This is a genomic window from Acidimicrobiales bacterium (assembly GCA_030747595.1).
In the GTDB taxonomy this organism is placed as follows: Bacteria; Actinomycetota; Acidimicrobiia; order Acidimicrobiales; family MedAcidi-G1; genus UBA9410.
In genome coordinates, this window is record JASLKK010000007.1 from 19,883 (window position 1) to 40,210 (window position 20,328).

22 protein-coding genes are annotated in these 20,328 nt (G+C 67.0%); 10 read left to right on the forward strand and 12 right to left on the reverse strand.

Going from position 1 to position 20,328, the window contains the following annotated elements; genetic code table 11:
- Position 1 precedes the first annotated feature (1 nt).
- The gene (locus QF777_06925) at positions 2–829 is read left to right on the forward strand and encodes a PD-(D/E)XK nuclease family protein (protein MDP6911285.1); all 828 of its coding nucleotides are present in this window, start codon (positions 2–4) and stop codon (positions 827–829) included.
- Positions 830–877: 48 nt separating this feature from the next.
- Here QF777_06925 and QF777_06930 read toward each other — a convergent pair whose 3' ends face one another.
- Together QF777_06930 and QF777_06935 are read right to left on the reverse strand one after the other, a co-directional pair.
- The gene (locus QF777_06930; protein MDP6911286.1) at positions 878–1,237 is read right to left on the reverse strand and encodes a hypothetical protein; all 360 of its coding nucleotides are present in this window, start codon (positions 1,235–1,237) and stop codon (positions 878–880) included.
- A complete protein-coding gene (locus tag QF777_06935) occupies positions 1,237–2,127 on the reverse strand; it encodes a ParA family protein (GenBank protein MDP6911287.1) in 891 nt (296 codons plus the stop codon). The genes QF777_06930 and QF777_06935 overlap by 1 nt, the downstream gene beginning before the upstream one ends.
- Before the next feature lie 105 nt (positions 2,128–2,232).
- Here QF777_06935 and mutM point away from each other — a divergent pair, with 105 nt between their 5' ends.
- Complete coding sequence (gene mutM / locus QF777_06940) at positions 2,233–3,078, forward strand: bifunctional DNA-formamidopyrimidine glycosylase/DNA-(apurinic or apyrimidinic site) lyase (GenBank protein MDP6911288.1); 846 nt, start codon at positions 2,233–2,235, stop codon at positions 3,076–3,078.
- A gap of 82 nt (positions 3,079–3,160) precedes the next feature.
- Positions 3,161–4,756 carry a DUF3048 domain-containing protein gene (locus QF777_06945; protein ID MDP6911289.1) on the forward strand — a complete coding sequence of 532 codons (1,596 nt, stop codon included), beginning with the start codon at positions 3,161–3,163 and terminating at the stop codon, positions 4,754–4,756.
- 18 nt (positions 4,757–4,774) lie between these two features.
- Here the strand turns inward: QF777_06945 and map are convergent, their stop codons facing one another.
- Both map and QF777_06955 read right to left on the reverse strand, forming a co-directional pair.
- On the reverse strand, positions 4,775–5,725 hold the full coding sequence (gene map / locus QF777_06950; GenBank protein MDP6911290.1) for a type I methionyl aminopeptidase: 951 nt from the start codon (positions 5,723–5,725) through the stop codon (positions 4,775–4,777).
- 55 nt (positions 5,726–5,780) lie between these two features.
- Positions 5,781–6,236: a MaoC family dehydratase gene (locus QF777_06955; protein ID MDP6911291.1), complete on the reverse strand. Its 456-nt coding sequence runs from the start codon at positions 6,234–6,236 to the stop codon at positions 5,781–5,783.
- Between the two features lie 89 nt (positions 6,237–6,325).
- Between QF777_06955 and QF777_06960 the strand changes: the two genes are divergently transcribed.
- Genes QF777_06960 through QF777_06970 form a run of 3 tightly spaced genes read left to right on the forward strand, consistent with a single transcriptional unit; the run spans position 6,326 to position 8,726 of the window.
- Positions 6,326–7,261 carry a cation diffusion facilitator family transporter gene (locus QF777_06960; protein ID MDP6911292.1) on the forward strand — a complete coding sequence of 312 codons (936 nt, stop codon included), beginning with the start codon at positions 6,326–6,328 and terminating at the stop codon, positions 7,259–7,261.
- Positions 7,258–8,031, forward strand: coding sequence for an enoyl-CoA hydratase-related protein (locus tag QF777_06965; GenBank protein ID MDP6911293.1), 774 nt, complete (start codon positions 7,258–7,260; stop codon positions 8,029–8,031). The genes QF777_06960 and QF777_06965 overlap by 4 nt, the downstream gene beginning before the upstream one ends.
- Positions 8,028–8,726, forward strand: a complete 699-nt coding sequence (locus QF777_06970) for a GDSL-type esterase/lipase family protein (protein ID MDP6911294.1) — start codon at positions 8,028–8,030, stop codon at positions 8,724–8,726. The genes QF777_06965 and QF777_06970 overlap by 4 nt, the downstream gene beginning before the upstream one ends.
- Before the next feature lie 64 nt (positions 8,727–8,790).
- On the opposite strand, the gene QF777_06975 is transcribed toward QF777_06970, so the two are convergent.
- On the reverse strand, positions 8,791–9,519 hold the full coding sequence (locus QF777_06975; GenBank protein ID MDP6911295.1) for a VIT1/CCC1 transporter family protein: 729 nt from the start codon (positions 9,517–9,519) through the stop codon (positions 8,791–8,793).
- Between the two features lie 50 nt (positions 9,520–9,569).
- On the opposite strand from QF777_06975, the gene QF777_06980 reads away from it, so the two are divergent.
- Complete coding sequence (locus tag QF777_06980) at positions 9,570–10,682, forward strand: hypothetical protein (GenBank protein ID MDP6911296.1); 1,113 nt, start codon at positions 9,570–9,572, stop codon at positions 10,680–10,682.
- A 15-nt stretch (positions 10,683–10,697) separates the two neighbouring features.
- Here QF777_06980 and QF777_06985 read toward each other — a convergent pair whose 3' ends face one another.
- Positions 10,698–11,630, reverse strand: a complete 933-nt coding sequence (locus QF777_06985; GenBank protein ID MDP6911297.1) for a DMT family transporter — start codon at positions 11,628–11,630, stop codon at positions 10,698–10,700.
- A gap of 78 nt (positions 11,631–11,708) precedes the next feature.
- Between QF777_06985 and QF777_06990 the strand changes: the two genes are divergently transcribed.
- Complete coding sequence (locus QF777_06990) at positions 11,709–12,884, forward strand: acyl-CoA dehydrogenase family protein (protein MDP6911298.1); 1,176 nt, start codon at positions 11,709–11,711, stop codon at positions 12,882–12,884.
- A 20-nt stretch (positions 12,885–12,904) separates the two neighbouring features.
- Here the strand turns inward: QF777_06990 and QF777_06995 are convergent, their stop codons facing one another.
- From QF777_06995 to QF777_07015, 5 genes are read right to left on the reverse strand one after another with little or no spacing between them, the layout of a single operon-like run.
- Positions 12,905–13,564 carry an aquaporin gene (locus QF777_06995; protein ID MDP6911299.1) on the reverse strand — a complete coding sequence of 220 codons (660 nt, stop codon included), beginning with the start codon at positions 13,562–13,564 and terminating at the stop codon, positions 12,905–12,907.
- A gap of 21 nt (positions 13,565–13,585) precedes the next feature.
- Positions 13,586–14,989, reverse strand: coding sequence for a citramalate synthase (gene cimA, locus QF777_07000; protein MDP6911300.1), 1,404 nt, complete (start codon positions 14,987–14,989; stop codon positions 13,586–13,588).
- Entirely contained in the window at positions 14,931–15,203 is a 273-nt protein-coding gene (locus QF777_07005) for a hypothetical protein (protein MDP6911301.1), read from the reverse strand. The genes cimA and QF777_07005 overlap by 59 nt, the downstream gene beginning before the upstream one ends.
- A complete protein-coding gene (locus QF777_07010) occupies positions 15,190–16,110 on the reverse strand; it encodes a branched-chain amino acid transaminase (protein ID MDP6911302.1) in 921 nt (306 codons plus the stop codon). Before QF777_07010 ends, QF777_07005 begins: the two co-directional genes overlap by 14 nt.
- Before the next feature lie 47 nt (positions 16,111–16,157).
- On the reverse strand, positions 16,158–17,138 hold the full coding sequence (locus tag QF777_07015) for a 3-isopropylmalate dehydrogenase (GenBank protein MDP6911303.1): 981 nt from the start codon (positions 17,136–17,138) through the stop codon (positions 16,158–16,160).
- Between the two features lie 253 nt (positions 17,139–17,391).
- On the opposite strand from QF777_07015, the gene greA reads away from it, so the two are divergent.
- Entirely contained in the window at positions 17,392–17,865 is a 474-nt protein-coding gene (gene greA, locus QF777_07020) for a transcription elongation factor GreA (protein ID MDP6911304.1), read from the forward strand.
- Positions 17,862–18,785: an alpha/beta hydrolase gene (locus QF777_07025; protein MDP6911305.1), complete on the forward strand. Its 924-nt coding sequence runs from the start codon at positions 17,862–17,864 to the stop codon at positions 18,783–18,785. Before greA ends, QF777_07025 begins: the two co-directional genes overlap by 4 nt.
- 1 nt (position 18,786) lies before the next feature.
- Here the strand turns inward: QF777_07025 and QF777_07030 are convergent, their stop codons facing one another.
- Positions 18,787–20,265 carry a hypothetical protein gene (locus QF777_07030; GenBank protein ID MDP6911306.1) on the reverse strand — a complete coding sequence of 493 codons (1,479 nt, stop codon included), beginning with the start codon at positions 20,263–20,265 and terminating at the stop codon, positions 18,787–18,789.
- Positions 20,266–20,328: the final 63 nt, after the last annotated feature.

Consider the following 20,328-nt stretch of genomic DNA (forward strand, 5'->3'; position numbering starts at 1 on the left):
CATGCCCTCCCCTCCCCGCTCCTTTTCGGTCTCGTCAGCCGGCCTCTTCAACCAGTGCCAGCGACGATGGCGGTTCCGCTACGTCGAGAAGCGGTCCGACCCGCCGGGAGAGGCCGCCCTGCTGGGGACCTTCGTCCACCGGGTGCTAGAGCTCCTCTGCGCCGAACCAGCCGGAGGTCGGACCACCGATCGTGCGCGAGAGTTGGCTGCCACGGCCTGGCCCGAAACTCGGGACGACGGCAACTTCATCGCTCTGGCCCTGGATGATGACGCGCAACGGCAGTTCCGGTGGAGGGGTTGGACGGCCATCGAAAATCTCTGGGAGTTCGAAGACCCGGCCCAAGTCGAAGTGGAGGCCACCGAGGCCAAGGTGTCGGCCACCGTCGGCGGCGTGCCCTTCTTCGGGATCATCGACCGCCTCGACAACACGGCCGACGGACTAGTGGTCACCGACTACAAGACAGGCAAGGCCCCCCGCCCGGGAGACGTCCCCGAGAAGCTCGACCAGGTCCTGCTCTACGCCGCCGCCGTGGAGGACCACCGGGGCGAACGTCCCAGCCGCGGACGCCTCTACTTCCTCGGCAACAGCGTCGTGGAGACTCCGGTGACCGAGGACGGCCTCGAGGCAGCGGTTGGTCGCTTCGTCGAGACGTGGGACGGCGTCGGGAAGGCCTGCTCATCCGATCAGTTCGAAGCGCGGGTCGGACCTCTCTGCGGCTGGTGCGCCCACGTGGCCGACTGCGAAGAAGGCACCACCGAGGTCCAGGTCCGGGTCGCTCGGGGCCGTATGCGCGCCGACGCCCCGGCCCGCACATTGCTGGGTCTCTAAATGGCGGGGCCCTGAGAAACCGTTACCTAAAAGTAGGCCTCTAGGCGGTCAGCCGTTCCGCCGACGGCGGCGTACCGCCACCAGCACCAGAACCAGAGCGGCCACAGCGGCCAGTACCCAGATCCGGTTTAACAGGTCGGTCCGCTCGTCGGTCATCTCAACCGGAGGAGTCTCGAACGGCAGCAGTCCCTCCTCGGTACCTTGATCGATCGTCTCCCCGGCCATCCAGTCCTCGACCGCACCGGAGTTCGACTCCACGAGGAGATCCACGACAGGAGCCTCGTCTGTTCCGTCGCCCAATGCCTCCGGCTCGGCTCCGCCCGGCAGCATGTCCAACAGGCCGTCCACCGGGCTGTCGACCGGCGGCGTCGGACGCGACCGTCGGGCCTGCGGGTCGTAGCCCGCCATCAGGCGGAACGCTCCATAAACGGGGGCGCCTCCGAGGCGTCAACCGCTCCGGGGTCGTCCGCCCCCATTTCCGCTAGGTCGGACAGCGGTGCCACTCGAGCCAGCAGTTCGTCGAACTCGGCGGCCGCCTCGGTGGCGCCAGGGCGACGCAATGCATGGATGGGCATCGACTGTGCAGCGGCTTCGGACACCGCGGCACGCAGGTGCACCGGCGGCAGACACCTTTCCGGGTAGGCCTCCTGAAGCTGTTCGTTCCAGTAACGCCCGTCACGGGTCCGTCCCAACCGGTTCACGGCGATACCGGCGATCGCGGGTCGTCCATCAGATCGACGCATCCGGACGCGATCAATGGTCTGGAGCATGCGCCCCACGCCGTCGACGGCCCACGCTCCGGGCTCGGTCACCACCAGCACCGCGTCGGCGGCGAACAGAGCATTGACTGTCAACAGGCCCAGGGAAGGCGGGCAGTCGATCAACACCAGTCGATCGTCGGACACCGCCGTCGAACCTGCGTCGGGGGCGGCCCGCAGAGCCGGTCGAAGGGCCATGGCCAGCCGGTCCTGGGCACCCAGCGGGTCCGTGGCCAACAGGGGCTCACGAATCGAGAGCTCGGGCGAGGATGCGGCGAGGCTAGGAACCGGCCCCACCTCGGCAGGCCAGCCTCCTGGCTCGATCACGCCAGCGAGGCCGCCAGGGCGCTCGTCGGCCAACACCGCGTCGACCCCCGGACCGGGCTCAAAGACGCCCAGACCGGTGGTGGCGTTGCCCTGCGGGTCGAGATCGACGACCAACGTGTCGATCCCCCGAGCCGAGGCTGCCGATGCCAGCCCGAGGACGACCGTGGTCTTGCCCACGCCACCCTTCTGGTTCACCACGGCCACTGTGAACATGCACGCAACCTAATCCACCCAACCGTCTGGACCGGGGTGTCTCAAGTTTCACCGGGCTGCCCGCTGCCCTCCCACCACTTCGGCGGTCGGCGATACCTTCGGGTCATGCCCGAACTCCCAGAGGTCGAGACGGTTCGAGCCCAACTCGAACCGTTGGTCCGTGGCGCCGTGGTGACCGATGCCCGGGCCCACCGCTCCCCCAAGTTCGCCTCAGCCCCCGAGGCCATCGGCTCGACCATCACCGGGATCGACCGTCGCGGCAAGTACCTCCTGTTCGGGCTAGCCGACGCCGCAGCCGAACAATCCGACCCGGGCCTGAGACAGGTTCACGCCGACCGCGAGCTCATCGTGCATCTGGGCATGACCGGCGCACTCCACATCGACGACGCCCCGCCCCATGACCCCTACGAACGCGCCTCTTGGCACCTAGCCGACGGCCGGACCCTGTGGTTCCGAGACATCCGACGCTTCGGTCGCATCGCCGTCGTCCGAGCCGGCGACCACCAGTCGTTGCCCACCTTGCACCACCTCGGACCAGAGCCGTTCGACCCGTTGCTGGACGGCATCCGCTTCCACCGGTCGTTGTCCGCCAGCCGCCAACGGATCAAGACCCAACTGTTGTCTCAACGCCCTATCGCCGGTGTGGGCAACATCTACGCTGACGAGGCCCTGTGGCGGGCCGCGATCCACCCCGCGGTCCGCCGGGTAGGCCCCGGCCGGGCCGACCTCCTCCTGGGCCATATCCGTGACGTGCTGGCCGAAGCCCTGGACCATGGCGGCACCACCTTGCGCGACTACCGCACCCCCGACCGTTCCACGGGCCGCAACCAGTTCCGCCTCGACTGCTACGGGCGCTCGGGCCAACCCTGTCGGCGCTGCGCCACACCGTTGACCTCGCGGGAGCTGGACCAACGCACCGCCACGTGGTGCCCCACCTGCCAAGCCCACTGAAATGAGGGTCCCTCAAGGACAGACCGACTCTCCGGGGGTGGGTGCCCCGACCCAAACGACAACGAGCCCTACGATCAGCGCCGTGCCCCGCATTCGTCGTCGCCGGTCCACCCTCGCGACGATCCTGTTCGGCGCCATCGTGGTGATCGAGGCTGCGGGCACTCTGGTCGCTGTGGCCGGCCCCTACGACTCCGAGATCGCCGCGCTCCGCGACGGCATCGATGATCAGGAATCCACCATTGCCGGTCGTCAAAGCCACATCGCCGAGCTGGAAAGCCGCCTGTCCACCCTCGACGAAGAAGTCGCCGATACCGACGGACTCATCGGCGACGACGATCGAGAGCTCCGCCTCCTCTCCATTCGCATCGAGCTGACCGCCGATCGGTTCGTCCAGGTCCTGGCCTCCCGAGAGGCTCCGTCCTCGCTGCACCGAACCATGGCCGTGGACGCCTACGTCATTAACGACGAGCGCCTGAATGACGTCCTCACTCAGTCGGCCCAGCTCACGTCCACCGCGCTAGAGGGTGTCCGCCACCGGATGCTCTACGACTCGGTGATCCGTGAGGCACAGCGACGCATTGACCTCGTCGATGCCGCTATGCGGTTGACGGCCAGGGAGGTAGCCACGCTCCGTTCCCTGGTCGCCGAGGCCGAAGACCGCCAGGACGGTGCCCGGGAGGCCCGGGACCAGCTAATTGGCTCGCAGCCGGCCATCCACGCCGAGATCGCGGTGACCCGCACAGTCATCGCCGAGGCAGAAGCCACCATCACGGAACTGGAGGCCGAGATACTGGCCTTCGAGCGCATGGCCGTGACCCGTCGATGGACCGGTACCCAGGGGACCGACGTTGGCCGTCCGGCGCTGGCCGTCAAAATCGACAACGTCACCCGGGCCCATCCTCAGGCCGGCCTCAACCAGGCCGACGTGGTCTATGAGGAGATCGTGGAGGGCGGCGTCACCCGACTGGTGGCCGTGTTCCAGTCCACCTCGGCGAACGTCGTCGGTCCGGTTCGTTCGGCACGGACATCGGACCCGCCGCTGCTGGAAGGCTTCGACCGGCCGCTGTTCGCCTACTCGGGCGCCAACCGCGGCACTCGCGACCAGTTGCGGGCCTCGACGCTGGTTGACGCCGGCTACGACGCCCACGACCAGGACTACTGGCGTGACCGGAAGCGTCGGGCGCCCCACAACCTGTACACCGATACCGACCGTCTGTGGGTCCACCACACCGACCGGACCGATGTCCCACCGGCGCCCTTCGTGTACCGCTATCCCGGCCAGGAGCTCCACCGATCGGCCGAGAAGGCCACCGGCGTGTCGGTCGACTTCGGCCTCACCGAGGTCGACTACGCATGGAACGGATCCGGCTGGGCGCGTACCCACGGTGACCGGGCCCACAACGACGCAGACGGTGTCCGGGTGGCGCCGGCCAACGTGGTTGTCCAGTTCATCCGCTACGGACGGTCCCTGGCCGACCTCCGGTCACCGGAAGCCATCTCCATCGGTACCGGCGATGCCTGGGTCTTCACCGACGGACACGTGATTAGAGGTCAGTGGCACCGGCCCGATGCGTCGATGCCGGCCACCTTCACCGCCGACGGCGAGGTGATCCGCCTCACGCCCGGCAAGACCTGGGTGGCATTAGCCAAGAAGGACACTGCAAACTGGCGGGACTGAGCCCTCGCCCGCCCTAGTTCAGGCGGACGCGATCGATGACTCGACGGCGAAAACATCAGCGGGGACCGTGCCCTCGGCGGTCACCGTCAACAACTCGATCCCATCGTCGGTAACCAGCAACGTGTGCTCGAACTGCGCGGTGCGTCGTCCGTCGAGGGTCACGGCCGTCCAGTCGTCATCCCACATACCGCATGCCGGATCACCCAAGGTGAGCATCGGCTCGATGGTGAAGGTCATGCCTGGCACGAGGACCGTCGTGGCCCGACCGTCGTGATAGTGCGGAATCTGCAGTCCACTGTGGAACTCGGTCCCGATTCCGTGTCCGATGAACTCACGGACCACTCCAAGGCCGTGGCGACGGGCATGGCGTTCGATAGCCCGGCCAATGGCGTGCACCGGCTGGCCAGGTCCCGCTGCGGCAATCCCCTCATCCATGGCCACCCGGGTCTCAGCGATCAAGCGACGGTCAGCATCTGACACCTCGCCCACGGCGAACGTGATGGAGGTGTCGCCGTGCACCCCGTCCAAGAAGATCGTGACGTCCACGTTGACGATGTCGCCATCGGCCAGAGGTCGGCTGTCGGGGATGCCATGGCAGATCACCTCGTTGACCGAAGTGCACACCGACTTGGGGTAGCCCCGGTAGTTCAGCGGACTGGGATAGCCGCCGCGGTCGATGGTGGCCTGATGGACGACCTCGTCAATCCGGTCGGTGGTGATCCCCGGAACCACATGGGGGCCGACCTCTAAGAGAATCTCGGCCGCCGCACTGCCGGCCCGCCGCATGCGTTCGACCTCGTCAGGGGTCCGAACGTTGGACGATGACGACGGTCCCGGATCTCCGGTCTCGGCGTACGGCGGACAACCGATGGCAGCCGGGACGGACCGCCGGGGGCTCAACAGGCCGGGACGGACGGGCGGCTCGGACCGCGGCGCGAGGGGTGCCTGACGGCGCTTGCGTTTAACCACGGACCGAATGCTATCGGTGGCGCTTCCAGCGGTTGCCGTGCCCGTTTCGGAACGGTCAGCGAAGGAAGCGGCTCACGCTGTCGACCACGCAGGCCGGACGGTCCGACCCCTCGATCTCGACGGTGATCCGGATAACGGCCTGTGCCCCACCAGACACCTCGTCGACCTGTACCAGCTCGGCTCCTCCTCGAACCCATGAGCCGACCAGCACCGGCGCCGGGAAGCGCACCCGATCGACGCCGTAGTTGATCCCCATGGAGATCCCCTCGACCCGCACGATCTCGGGCAGGAACTGATTGGTCATGGCCAGCGTTAGATACCCGTGGGCAATGGTGGCCCCGAACGGCCCGGCGGCCGCCCGTTCGGGGTCGACGTGGATCCACTGGTTGTCGCCCGTCGACTCGGCAAACTGGTCGATGCGAGACTGGTCGATCTCCACCCAGTCGCTGTGACCCAGATGGGTTCCCACGGCCGGAGCAAGGTCATCGGGGCTGGCGAAGACAGTGGTCATGGGGGTCGACACTACGCTCGGCCTCTTCGGTAGGCCGATTCGGGCCCGCCGACGGCATGGCGCTGAGAGGACGAAGAACAGGAGGTCCGATGTCGGCATCTGGAGGGACCCGTGCAGTGCTCGCCGCCTTGGTGGCCAACGCCGGGATCGCGGTGGCCAAGTTCGTTGGCTTCGCCCTGACCCGGTCATCGGCCATGTTGGCCGAGGCCATCCATTCGGTGGCCGACATGTCCAACCAGGCCCTGTTGCTGCTCGGCGGTCGCCGGTCGCGTCGGGCCCCCACCGAGACCCATCAGTTCGGCCACGGCCGCGAGCGCTACTTCTGGTCCTTCGTGGTCGCCCTGGTCCTGTTCACCGTCGGTGCGGCCTTCGCCATCCACGAAGGGATCGACAAGGTCCGTCACCCCCACGAAATGAGCGCCCCCGCATTGGCAGTGGCCATCCTGATGGCCGGCATCGTGCTTGAGACCTGGTCGCTGCGAACCGCGGTGGTCGAAGCTTCCCCGCTGAAGGGTGGCAGAACCTGGTGGACCTTCGTGGTCCGGTCTCGGAACCCCGAGCTGCCCGTCGTGCTCCTCGAAGACGTCGGCGCCCTCCTCGGACTGGTCATCGCCCTGGCGGCCGTCGGCCTCTCGAGCATCACCGGTGAACCCCGCTGGGACGGGGTGGGCACCATCGCCATCGGCCTGCTGCTGGGCGTCATCGCTGTGGTGCTGGCCCGCGAGATGCAGAGCCTGCTCATCGGCGAATCGGCCGACGATGACGACCGGTCCGCCATCACGGCCGCTATCGGGGCCGCGCCAGGTGTGGTGAGCCTGATCCACCTCCGCACCCAACATCTGGGGCCCGACGAGATCCTGGTCGGTGCCCAAGTGAGCTTCGATCCGACGTTGGACAGCGCCGGCGTGGCGGCGGCCGTCGACGCTGTGGAACGGCTGGTGCGCGACGCCGTCCCGACCGCCCATCCCATCTACGTGGAGGCTGCGCTCCCTGACCAGCCCACCGGACCCGGGAACCCATCGTGACCTCGACAGGAACGGTCCGCCTCGAGGTCAACCAGGACTCCGGCGGGAAGGTGGCCTCGCTGGTGCTGGACAACCCGACCAGACGCAACGCCATGGGTCGGGCCATGTACGCCACCATCCCCGACCTGGTAGCCGAGGTGGATCAAAGCCCGGACATCCGGGTACTGCTCCTACGCGGCGAGGGCCGCGAGGCATTCTGCGCCGGCTCGAACATCGCCGAATTTCGGGATCACCGGCTGGGTGACGCCCACCTCGAGTACGACGAGTTGGAACACCAGGCCATCGACGCGCTTGCGGCCTGTCGGGTCCCCGTCGTGGCATGCATTCGGGGGGCGTGCATGGGTGGCGGCGTCGGTCTGGCCCTGGCGGCCGACCTGCGTTACGCAGCCGACGACGCCCTGTTCTCCGTGCCACCCGGCTTCCTAGGCATCGGATACTCGCTGGACTCAGTCGAACGCCTCCTGGCGACGGTGGGCCGATCTTCAGCGACCGAGCTCCTGCTTACTGCCCGCCGCCTAGATGCCGACGAGGCCCGACGCATCGGCCTGATCCACGAGGTGGTTACCGTCGACCGGCTCGACGAGGTCGTAGCCGAACGCTGTGCCACCATTGCCGCACTCGCCCCGATGACCCTCCGGGCCGCCCGGGCCGCGTTGGCCGGTCGACCCGATGCCGTCGCCCTGACTGACGCCTGCTTCCACAGCGCCGATCTCGTCGAGGGGATCAGCGCGTTCGAACAGTCCCGCCGACCTCAGTTTGGGAACCGATGAGGGAACAACCGGCGTCACCATCTCACGACGGTCGACTGGCCCGTCGGATCCTGACCATCGGCGCCGTCGTCGCGGCGTGGCTGGCTTTTGACGCCCACCTCGGCTCGCGCCGGGTCAGCCGGGCTCGAGCCGCCAACCTCCGCGGTCGAGTCCGATCGGTCCATCGTGCCAACCCGATCCGGGCCGGCGAGACGGTGTTTCTCGGTGACAGCATCACCTTCGATGGGAACTGGGAGGTCGCCTTCTCCGACCTCGGAGCCCGCAACCGAGGCATCGGATGGGACACCACTGACGACCTGCTGGAACGACTTGACGAGTCCCTCGACGGCCCACCAGCCACCGTGGTTTTCATGATCGGAACCAACGACCTGAACATCGGTGTACCCCACGCCCAGACGGTCCGAAACGTGACCCACGTATTGGACCGGACGGCCACCGCGGCTCCCAACGCCCGGATAATCGTCCAGTCGGTGCTCCCCCGGACCGACCGCTACCAACCGCTGGTCGCCCCGCTGAACGCCGCACTTTCCCGGGTAGCCGTCGAACGCGACGTCGAGTTCGTCGACCACACGGAACGGTTCGCCGGGCCGGACGGCCGACTGGACCCCGCGCTACACGACGACGGCATCCATCCAAACGGAAACGGGCACCTCCTCCTCGTCGAGGCCCTTCGCGCCCTGCTGGACCCTCCCTGACGCAGGGACCCCTCCCTTCCTGCCCGACAATGGGACGATCGGACTGGGGGGAGACGGACGAAGCTCAGGCCACCGACGCTCCGAGCAAACCACCAATGAGGTAGGTGGCCAGGCAGGCCCCGGAGGCCACCACCAGTTGGCGAACCACCGTTCGCACGACAGACCGCTCAGTCAGCCGGGCCAACAGCCCGCCCACCGCCGCGGAGGCACTCACACCCAGACCGGCCGACGCCCAGACCGCCCCGGTGCCAGATCCGACGAGCCACGGCACCAATGGGACGAACGCTCCGATGGAGAACGCCCAGAAACTGGCCGCAGCGGCCGTCAGAGGATTTCCCAACTGGTTCGGATCCACGCCCAGTTCCTCGCGAGCGTGGACGTCGAGGGCTACCTCCGGATCGGACATGAGTTCAGTGGCCACCAGCCGGGCCTGCTCGGGATTCAGCCCCCTTTCGATGTAGATGGCGGCCAGCTCGGCCGTCTCGGCCTCCGGATTCTCGGCAATGGAGATCCGTTCGATCTCCAACTCACGTTCCACCAACTCGGCCTGTGCCCTAAGCGATACGTACTCGCCAGCTGCCATCGAGACTGCTCCGGCCAACAGGCCCGACACGCCGGCCACCCGCACGAACGCCGCATCGGTGCTGGCCCCGGCGATGCCCAGGATCAGGGCCACATTGGACACCAGGCCATCGCTCACGCCGAACACCGCTGCCCTCGCCGCCCCGCCCTGTACATCACGATGCCGGTGGACTCGGCCACGCGACGTCAGGAATCCATGTTCTCCGCTCACCAGACCGACCGTAGTTCCCGCCGACGGAACGTCTCGTAGTATCCGGGGCCATGCCCCCGTCGACCGATCGATCCACCGCGCTCGTCATCGGTGGTACCGGACCGACGGGGCCGGCCATCGTGCAGGGCCTCGAGGCCCGTGACCACCGCGTGACCATCTTCCATACCGGACACCACGAACTCGACTTGGTGTCCCACGTCGAACACATCCACGGCGACCCGTTCTCCGCCGACGGCGTGGTGGCCGCCTTGGGCGACCGGACATTCGACGTGGTGGTGGCCTGCTACGGACGCCTCCGGGTCATCGCCGAGGTCCTGGCCGGTCGATGCGGCCGGTTCGTCTCGGTGGGAGGCACCCCGGCCTACCGGGGCTACTTCGACCCCACCCGTTTTGATCCGATTGGCCTGCCCGTACCGACCGGCGAGGACGCACCACGCTCCGGCGAGGACGACGACGGCAAGAGTTACCGGGTGGCACGTACCGAAGACCGACTGTTCGAGCACCAGCCGGACGCCATCCACCTCCGCTACCCGTTCGTGTACGGCCCACGCCAGATCGCTCCGCTGGACTGGTGCATCGTGCGACGGGTCTTGGACGGACGGTCAGCCATCATCGTCCCGGACGCCGGACTGATGGCCGAGACCCGCGCCTACAGCGAGAACGCCGCACACGTGGTGCTGTGCGCGGTGGATACGCCAGCGGCCGGCGGACGGTGCTTCAACGTGGGTGACGAGGAGTCACTCACCACCGCCCAACGAATCGCCCTCATCTCTGCCGAACTGGGTCATGACATGGAGGTCGTCGGGATGCCCACCCACCTCGCCCTGCCTGCCCGACCGCTGATGATGCAGGTCGAGCCAGGACACCGGATCCTGGATCTCTCGGCCACCCGAGATGTGTTGGGCTACCGGGACCTCGTTTCGGCCCGTGAAGCCGTCGGGATCTCCGCTCGTTGGCTGGCCGACAATCCGTTGGAGTCCGGCGGCACCCAGGAGGCCGTCCTGGAGGATCCGTTCGACTACGCCCGCGAGGACCGGCTTCTGGACTGGTGGCGCTCGGTAACCGCCGATCCACCCGACCTGGACTATCCCAACGAGCCGGGCTATGGCCTCTACTACAGCGGCCCCGGCACCAGTCGCCGTCGAGCCGACACCCGTATCTGATCAGCCTGCGGGCGGTCAGTCCATGGCAGCGGGTGTGACGGCGCGCGTCGTCATCCACGCCCCAACCATGAGGGTGGCCAGCCCGGCTACCTCCCAGATGCCCAGGATCTCATCGAGCACCACGACCCCGAGGACGGCGGCCACTATGGGCACTAGGTAGGTCACCGATGCCATGCGGACGGGCCCCACCCGGCCAATCAGCGTCGCCGCGGCGACATAGGCCACCCCGGTCCCGCCGATCCCGACGGCCAGGTTCGATCCGGCGGCCGACCAGGCGAAATCTGAGTCGGCAAGCCCGACGATGCCCCACGGCAGGGTGGCCGCGGTGGCGACCATCAACACCCTGACCAGCACGGCCGGCGATCCGTATCGGCGCTGCAGGGGCCCGGCGATGTTGGCGGCGATTCCGTAACAGGAGATGGCCACCACCACGAGGAGCACGCCCAGTACTCCGGTGCCGGAACCACCACTCCCGTCCCCGATCGCCGTGGGGAGTCCGACCATGAGGATGCCCACCATGCCGGCCATCACCCCGGCCACCTGGAGTCGGTGGGTTCGGACCCCGAAGAACGCCGCCCCGGCCAACAACGTCATGATCGGCATGCCGCTGTTCATCATCCCTGCGATCGAGGAGTCGATCCATGTCTGAGCCAGCGGAAACATCGTGAGCGGGATGGCCATCCACAGGAACCCCAGAAGGCCGATCGTCGGGAGGTCGCTCCGATCCACCGGGCGCCACGCGCCGGGGACAACCGCCAGAAAGCAAAGACCCAGCGCAGGCCGCAACCAGGCCACCAGGCCGGGATGCTCGACACGCAGGGCTACATCCATGAAGAGGAACGACGAACCCCAGATTCCGGCCGCTGTCAAAAGGAGGAGCCAGTCAATGGCCCCCAGTTGGGCGCCCTCAGCCGCCGCCTCTCCGTCGGTCTGTTCCCGCCTGATCATCGCCGCACGCTACCGGCGGCCCGCATTGTGGACGGTTCCGATTCCGCTTCCGGCCCAGACGGTTCCTAGGATCCCGCGATGCCTGCCATGCCCGCCGCCGAGATCGAGATCCGCTCCCGCATCGACCAGTTACTAGAGATCGATCCCTGCGACCGCCTGGGGTTCCTGGGTGCCCAGTACGACCTAGGCCTGGCCTGGGTTCACTTCCCGGAGGGCAGTGGTGGCCTCGATGCCGATCGGAATCTGCAGGGACTCGTCCATGATTCCGTGGTGGCCGCTGCTGGACCGCAACCCCGGTACGACATCGGTTACGGCATGGCCGCGCCGACCATCGTGACCTGTGGAACTCCCGAGCAGCACCGGCGCTGGCTGCGACCGTTGTTCACCGGTGAGGAGATCTGGTGCCAGTTGTTCTCTGAGCCGGGCGCCGGATCCGACGTGGCCGGCCTGTCGACCCGAGCGGTGGCCGACGGCGACGAATGGGTGGTCAACGGTCAGAAGGTGTGGACCAGCAACGCCCATCTGGCTCGGTGGGGCCTTCTGGTTACTCGCACCGATCCCGACGCGCCCAAACATCGGGGACTCACCTACTTCGCCATCGACCTGAACCAGTCCGGTGTGGAGATCCGACCGCTCCGCCAGTTAACGGGGCAGGCCGAGTTCAACGAGATCTACCTGACCGACGCCCGGGTTGCTGAGGCCGACCGGTTGGGTGACGTGGGCGACGGGTGGCGGGTCACCCTGACCACGCTCATGAACGAGCGGGTGGCCATCGGCGGCGAGACCCGTTCGTCGGACAAGGGCACCATCGACTGGGTATTCGAGGCCTGGCGGGACTATGGGCACGACGATCCCGCACGCCGGGACGACCTGATGCGCCTCTGGGTGCGAAGCGAAACGCTGCGCCTCAACAACATGCGGGCCGAACAGTCCCGGGAAACCGGTACGCCGGGCCCCGAGGGATCGATCGGCAAGGTCTTGTCCGCCGAACTCAATAAGGACGCCTTCGCCTTCGCCCTGGGCCTCTCAGGAATGGCCGGCACCCTGTTTGATGCGGGCTACGAGCAGGACCAGACCCGCCCGGCGCTGGACTACGACTCGCTGGGCGAGTACTTCCTCCGGGTGCGAGCCAACTCCATCGAGGGTGGCACCACCGAGGTCATGAGAAACATCCTAGGGGAGCGGGTCCTCGGACTCCCCGGTGACGTCCGCGTCGACAAGGACGTTCCGTGGATCGAGGTGCCCCGTAGCTGAGAAGAGCGGGCACCTGACGCTCAGTCGACCGGGAAGAGCGCCCGTAAGAGAACGACGGCTACGCCCACACCGACCAGTTGCATCAGCACAAACATCGGCGCGCACGAAGGGTCGATCCCGGTGAACGTATCGCTCAGGGTGCGTCCCACAGTGACCGCCGGGTTTGCGAAACTGGTCGACGAGGTGAAGTAGTAGGCCCCGCCGATGTAGGCACCTACCACGTATGGCAGGTGAGCGGTCCGGCCCGCGCGGACGAGAGCGAACACCGCCAGTAGCAGGCCCACAGTGGCTACCACCTCGGACAGCCATAGGTGGCCACCCGAACGTGACGTGGTCGACCACGTGGCAGCTTCAAGGTCGAACATGAGGTTGGCCAGCACCGTGCCGGCCACCGCACCGATGACCTGCACCACGATCAGCGGGGCGACGTCCCGCCCCGCCCGGTGGCCCAGCAGCCAGGCGCCGATGGTTACCGCAGGATTGAAGTCCGCCGAGATCGTGCCGAAGGTGGCGATGATGGCCACCAGCACTGCTGCTGTGGCGACTGCGTTCTGGAACAACTGGAGGCCCACGTCGTCCGGGCTGAGGCGGGCGGCCATGATCCCCGAGCCGACCACCCCGATGAGCAGCAACGTGGTTCCCAGGCATTCGGCCAGCAGGACCCTCGAACGCGATGTCACCACGTCAGCCTCAGCCCGGTCTCAGGCTGACGTGTGAAACAGGCCGTAGACCAACGAGTCGACGAGGGCCTGCCAGGACGCCTCGATGATGTTCTCCGACACCCCGATGGTCGTCCAGGTGCGTTCACCGTTGGTGGTGTCGATGAGCACCCGGGTGACTGCAGCGGTGCCCTCACGGGTCTCCAGTACCCGGACCTTGAAATCGGTCAGGTGCAGGCGGTCCAACTGCGGATGGCGATCGGCTAGCGCTGATCGGAGTGCGGCATCTAGGGCGTTGACCGGACCGTTGCCCTCTCCGGTGGCCACCATGCGTTCGCCTTCGACATGGACCTTGACGGTGGCCTCGGTCTCGACCTCGACAGCCACCTCGTTCCATGCCCGGCTTCCACTCCCCGACCGATGTCCGACGTCGACCGAGAACGACTCCAACTCGAAGAAGCCGTGGGACCAACCGGCTGCAGCCCGCATGAGCAATTCGAGGGAGGCGTCGGCGGCCTCAAAGTGGTAGCCGGCGTACTCCAACTCCTTGAGGGTCTCGACGATCTCGCCCAGCGTGTCACCGTCGAGCTCGATGCCCAGCTGGGTCGCCTTCAGTTCAATGGTGGACCTCCCAGACATCTCCGAGACGAGAAACCGGGTGCCGTTGCCGACCAGTTCGGGATCCACATGCTCGTAGGCGTCGCGGCGCCGGGCAATGGCGCTGGTGTGGAGTCCCGCCTTGTGGGCGAACGCGGTGGCACCCACGTAGGGCTGCTGGGGGTCGGCGGCGAAGTTCACCAGTTCAGCCACGTGGTGGGCCACCGGGGTGAGTTCGGCGAGCCGGTCGGCGCTGACGGTCTCGACGCCCATCTTGAGTGTCAGGTTGGCAATGATCGGAACCAGGTCGCAGTTGCCGACCCGTTCGCCATAGCCGTTGATGGTGCCCTGGACGTGGGTGGCACCGCCCGCCACACCAGCCAGGGCGTTGGCCACGCCACACCCGGTGTCGTTGTGGAGGTGCACGCCAACCGCGCAGTCAACGGCGGCCACCACGTCGCGAACCATGGACTCGATCCGTCCGGGTAACGAACCGCCGTTGGTGTCACACAGCACGAGGCAGTCGGCACCGGCCTCAGCGGCCCCAAGCAGGACCCGCATCGAGAACTCCGGGTCGTCGGCGTAGCCGTCGAAGAAGTGCTCGGCATCGAAAAACACCGTCCGCCCGTGGGACTTCAGGTGGCGGACCGAGTCAGCGACCATGGCCACGCCCTCGTCCAGATCGGTTCGCAGGGCCTCAGTCACGTGGTACGCCGATGCCTTGCCGACAATGCACACGACCTCAGTGCCGGCTTCGAGCAGGTTGATCAACGTGGCGTCACCGTCGGTCTTACCCCCGACCCGACGCGTGGAACCGAAGGCCACCAGCGTCGAGCGCTGGAGGTCCAGTTCGGTGCGGGCGCGCTCGAAGAACTCGACGTCCGTGGGGTTCGCCCGGCCAGCCGCCCTCGATGTAGTGCACGCCGAGCCGGTCCAACTGCTCGGCGATGCGAAGCTTGTCGTCGACGGTCAGCGATATGCCCTCGAGTTGAGCGCCGTCTCGCAGCGTGGTGTCATATATCTCGACTGCTTTGGGCAGCGTGGGCATGTCAGGCGCCGACATGCTCGTTCCATTCCGAGTATTCGGGACGCTCCCCGCGGACTGCCTGGAAGAAGACTTCCTGAATGCGGCTGGTCATCGGACCCGGCGCTCCGATGACCCGATCGTCGACCGAACGGATAGGCACAACCTCGGCAGCCGTGCCCGACAGGAACGCCTCATCCGCGGTGTAGAGGTCGCTGCGCAGAATGTTCCCCGTGGTGTACGGGATCCCCAGATCCTCGGCAATACGACGCACCGCGCTCTGGGTGATGCCCTCGAGTGCCCCGGCACTTGACGGGGGCGTCACGATTCCCCCGTCGCGAACAACGAACAGGTTCTCACCGGTGCATTCGGACACGTATCCCTGCGGGGATAACAGGATGGCCTCGTCGTAGCCGGCCTTGACCGCCTGAATCTTGGCCATCTGGGAGTTGATGTAGTGGCCGACGCCCTTGGCTGCCGGCGGCATTGCGTTCGGGTCGTGGCGCTGCCACGACGAGATCATCATGTCTACGCCGTTGGCCAGGCCGTCGTCGCCCAGGTAGGTGCCCCACGGCCAGGTGGCGATCGAGACGTCGACCGTGCATGGCAGCGGGTTGAGGCCCATCTCGCCATAGCCGAGGTACACGAGCGGCCGGATGTAGCACGACTGATGGCCATTGACCCGGACAGTCTCCAGCGTTGCCTCGACCAGTTCGTCGACGGTGTACGGGATCTCCAGGAAGAGGATCTTGGCGGACCGGAAAAGTCGCTCGATGTGCTCGCGGAGGCGGAACACCGCTGGACCCCTGTCGGTCTCATACGCCCGGATGCCCTCGAACACACCGTTGCCGTAGTGCAGGGTGTGGGTGAGTACGTGGACCGTGGCATCGTCCCAGTCGACGAGCTCACCGTTCATCCAGATCTTGGACGACTTCTCGATCGGCATGTCGGTTCCTCTTCTCGGTTCGGTAAGTGGCGGTCAGGCCAGCTAATTCAAGCCAGCAGTCCGGCGATGGCGTCACCGATGGCCACGGTGCCCTCGACGTCGGTGGACGGATCGGCACACGCCGCCTCGACACGGGCCGCCGCGTCGGACTCGCCAAGAAAGTCCAGCATCATGGCCCCCGACAGGATGGCCGCCTTCGGGTTGGCGATGCCCTTTCCGGCAATGTCAGGGGCCGAACCGTGGACCGGTTCAAACATTGACGGGGATGTGCGATCGGGATTCAGATTGGCCGACGAAGCCAGCCCGATGCCGCCCGAGACGGCACCGCCAAGGTCCGTGAGAATGTCGCCGAACAGGTTGTCAGTGACGATCACGTCGTACTGCTGGGGCGACTGCACGAAGTAGATGCAGGCCGCGTCGACGTGGTTGTAGGCCGTCTCGACGTCGGGGTATTCCTCGGCCACCTCGTTGAAGGTTCGCTCCCACAGGTCGCCGGAGAACGTGAGGACGTTGGTCTTGTGGACCAGCGTGAGGTGTCGGCGCCGGGTCATGGCCAGGTCGAACGCGAAGCGGACCGCCCGCTCGACGCCGTGTCGGGTGTTGACCGAGCCCTGGGTGGCGATCTCGTATGGTGTGCCCTGACGAAGGAAGCCCCCCTCACCGGCGTAGGTCCCTTCGGTGTTCTCACGCACCACGCGGAAGTCGATCCCCTTGGCTGAGAGCACGAACGGACGGAGGTTGACGTACAGGTCGAGGGAGAACCGCATCTTGAGCAGAAGGCCCCGCTCGATGAGGCCCGGCGGCACCTCGGGAGTACCCACCGCTCCGAGGTACAGGGCGTCGAGCTGACGCCACTCGTCGAGGATCTCGTCAGGAAGCACGGTGCCGTCACGGCCGTAGCGGGCACCACCGAGGTCGTAGTCAACGGTGTCGAGGGCCACGCCGGCGGCCTCGATCACCTTCAGGCCCTCGGCGATGACCTCGGGGCCGATGCCGTCGCCACCGATGATGCCGATGCGGTGCGCCATGGTCTCCAACTCCTACGGAATTCTTGGGATGTATCGGGAAGCGGGCAGGGAACTAAAAAACCGCCCACCAAGGTGGACGGTCAGGGCGCACACCAGAGCGGTGTGCGCTAACGAATGATGATTACCCGGGGTCGATCGTTCACGGCCACAAGTGTACCGCTCCGGTGTCGCAGCAGGTCAAACGGGTATCGCCGGAGAAAGCCGTCCTAGAGATCGCCACTAGTGTTCGCGTCCCCGTGGCTACCCTCGTGGGATGGCCGATGCGCACCAGCTTTCCCAGGAGACCTACGACCGGCTCGCCGCCGAGTTCGAGGACCTCACCACACGCGGGCGGATTGACATCGCCCGCAAGATCGAAACGGCCCGCGAGCTCGGCGACCTCTCTGAGAACGGCGACTACCACGCCGCCAAGGAGGAGCAGGGAAAGATGGAGGGCCGGATTCTCCATCTCGAGAGCATCCTCGAGAAGGCCGAGATCGTCGAACTTTCGACTGGCAGCGTCGACGTGGTGGCCCCGGGCACCATCGTGGCCGTCGTCTACGAGGGTGACGACGAGCCCGAGCGAATGCTCGTCGGATCGATCGAGGAGCAGCGCGACGACGTGCTCGTTGTCTCACCGGGGTCTCCGCTGGGTGCTGCCCTGCTGGGCTCAGCGGTGGGCGACACCGTCTCGTTCGAGGCACCGGGCGGCATGTTGGCCGTCAAGGTCGTCGCCATCGAGCGATGACCAGCGTATTCGCTGGTGATCCGACGGTCGCCGCACCACCGTGGCGGCGTATCGAACTTCCCGAACTCGGCCCCATCGAGGTACGCGACTCGGGACCCCTCCGCGGCTCCGGCAATGGTTCTGCCGACGGGCCGACCATCCTGTTGCTCCACGGCTGGACGGCCAGCACCGACCTCAACTGGTGTCGCACCTACGAGCCTCTTGTCCGATGGCGGAACGGGCAGATCCGGATCGTCACGTGGGACCACCGGGCCCACGGAGCCCGGGGACTTCGCACCGGCACCACTACACGGATCGATGACATGGCTGACGACACGGCCGCCATCGCTGGTGCGTTGGGGATCGAGCGAGCGATAGTCGTCGGCTACTCGATGGGCGGAGCCGTTGCCCAGGCCACCTGGCGACGCCACCCCGACCTGGTGGCTGGTCTCGTCCTGGGCGCCACCGCGGCGAGATTCGGCGTCGGCGACCGACAGCGACAGGACTTCGCCCTGATGGACCGGGGCATCGGTCCGGCGCGACTGTTGGAGTCCGTGGGCTGTGGTGCTCTGGCGTGGCGGGTCGCCCGCTGGTTCAGCGAACGTCATGTCGGTCGCACTGCGACCGAAGACGCCTCATTTGATGACTGGGCATGGAGAGAGACCCGGGCCGGCGTGTTGTCCCGGGTGCTGACCGCCGGAAACGACCTCGGCGGGTTCGACGCCACCGAGTGGCTCTGCAAGGTTGACGTGCCCCACGCCGTTCTGGTCTGCAACGACGATGACATCGTGCCGACGGTTCGCCAGCGTGAGTTGGTCGACGCTCTCCCGGCACCCTTCGTCCACGAGATGGCCACCGGTCACACGGCCTGCGTGTTGCGACCCGACCTATTCGTCCCTGCTCTGACCGCCGCCCTCGACGAGGTCACGGCAGTCCGCTAAGTCAGGAGAACCGGCGTTGGCAGCCGTCTCCCGCCCACATCAGCAGCACCCGTCCCGAGTCGGTGGTGTTGCCCACCGCACCGAGAACTCCGTCGCCCAGGTTGGGTTCGGTGTTGAACCAGCCAGCCGGATCACGCTCAGATGGTTGTTCGAGGGACATGCCGGCTCCGTGGGCGGCCCGCAGATCCGCCACCGTGGAGCCGATGCCGATGCGCTCCAGGGTCCACCACGACGTCTGGGTGGAGTCGGGACCGTTGAGGTACCACTGGACCAACCTTCCCGGGTCGTCGACCGAGCCGCGGGCCAGGACAATCTCAAGGCCGCCCCAACCCAGTCGACGGACTTCGGCCGCGGCGCAAGTTTCGTCGGCACCCCAGCCACTGTCCCCGATCGCTTCACCCAGTGCGCCCGACACCAGGGTGAGCGCCGTCCCGGCGTCGTCTCCAAAGCCGACCAGCACTTCGTAATCGGTCGTGGCGTCCACTGTCAGTCCGACGCCGGACAACGTCACCGTGCCAAGACGGGGGGCCTCGGTCGTCGTCGGCGATTCGGAACTGCCGGTCTCGTCGTCAGCTTCGATTCCGGCTCCCTGATCGGCTTCTGGGCGACCGTCAGAGTCGGGGTCCGCGTCCGTCTCAGCCGGCAAGGTCGTCGCCGAGGCGGATGTGTCTCCATCGGAGGCATCCCCGAGGGTGGTCGGGGGAACCGTCGCCAACGGTTCGACGGTGGACGCAACGGTCGGAGGAACCGTTTCCGACGGCACGGTTGTGGGTGCGACAGTCGACTGTGGAGTAGCCGAAGCAGGGACCGTGGTGGTCGCCGTCGCGAGCGGCGGGGCAATGGGCTGCTCGTCTGGCTGCAGCACGAGAATCACTCCGAGCACCACAAGAGCCACCACAACGACAGCCGAGACCAGCGGGAGCGAGACCCCACGACGACGCCCGGCCGGTCCACCGTCTTCCTCAAAAACGGTGCGCGGGCCGACGGCCACCACCGACGGCGCCGAGGGGGGCCGGTCCGGCCTGGAATCGCCCCCAAGGTCAGCGCGGGTCACGATCGGCTTGGGCCCGGTCGGAGCATCACCGCTCCGCTTCCAAAAAACTCCACCAAGCACCGGTGCCAGGTCACTACTCACACCCCGTGGCCCATGGGCGGCCAACGCCGCTACGGCTCGCATCTCGTCGAGCACGGTCGGCTCGGGAACCCGGGCCCGTCGAGCCGCCTCGGTCAGGACCGGATCAATGGCACCGGCGCTGTCTGCCCGCACCAGCACCAGTTCGTCGGGCACGGCATCGACAATGCGAACGCACCGGGCGTGGGCATCGACCAACAGCGCTACTAGGCCCCGCCCGTCAGTGGGGTCGGGAGCCTGGACCGATGCCCGATCGTCTGCGAGAGCCAGTACGTCGATCCGGCCGTCGACAGAGACCGCGGCGTGCACTGCCGTGGCACCGAGGTGAAGTGAGAGGACGGTCGGCATCAGTGGAAACGAGTCGGGGAACCGGTCGACGACGAAGGGCTAGGGATCCGGTCCGACCCTACG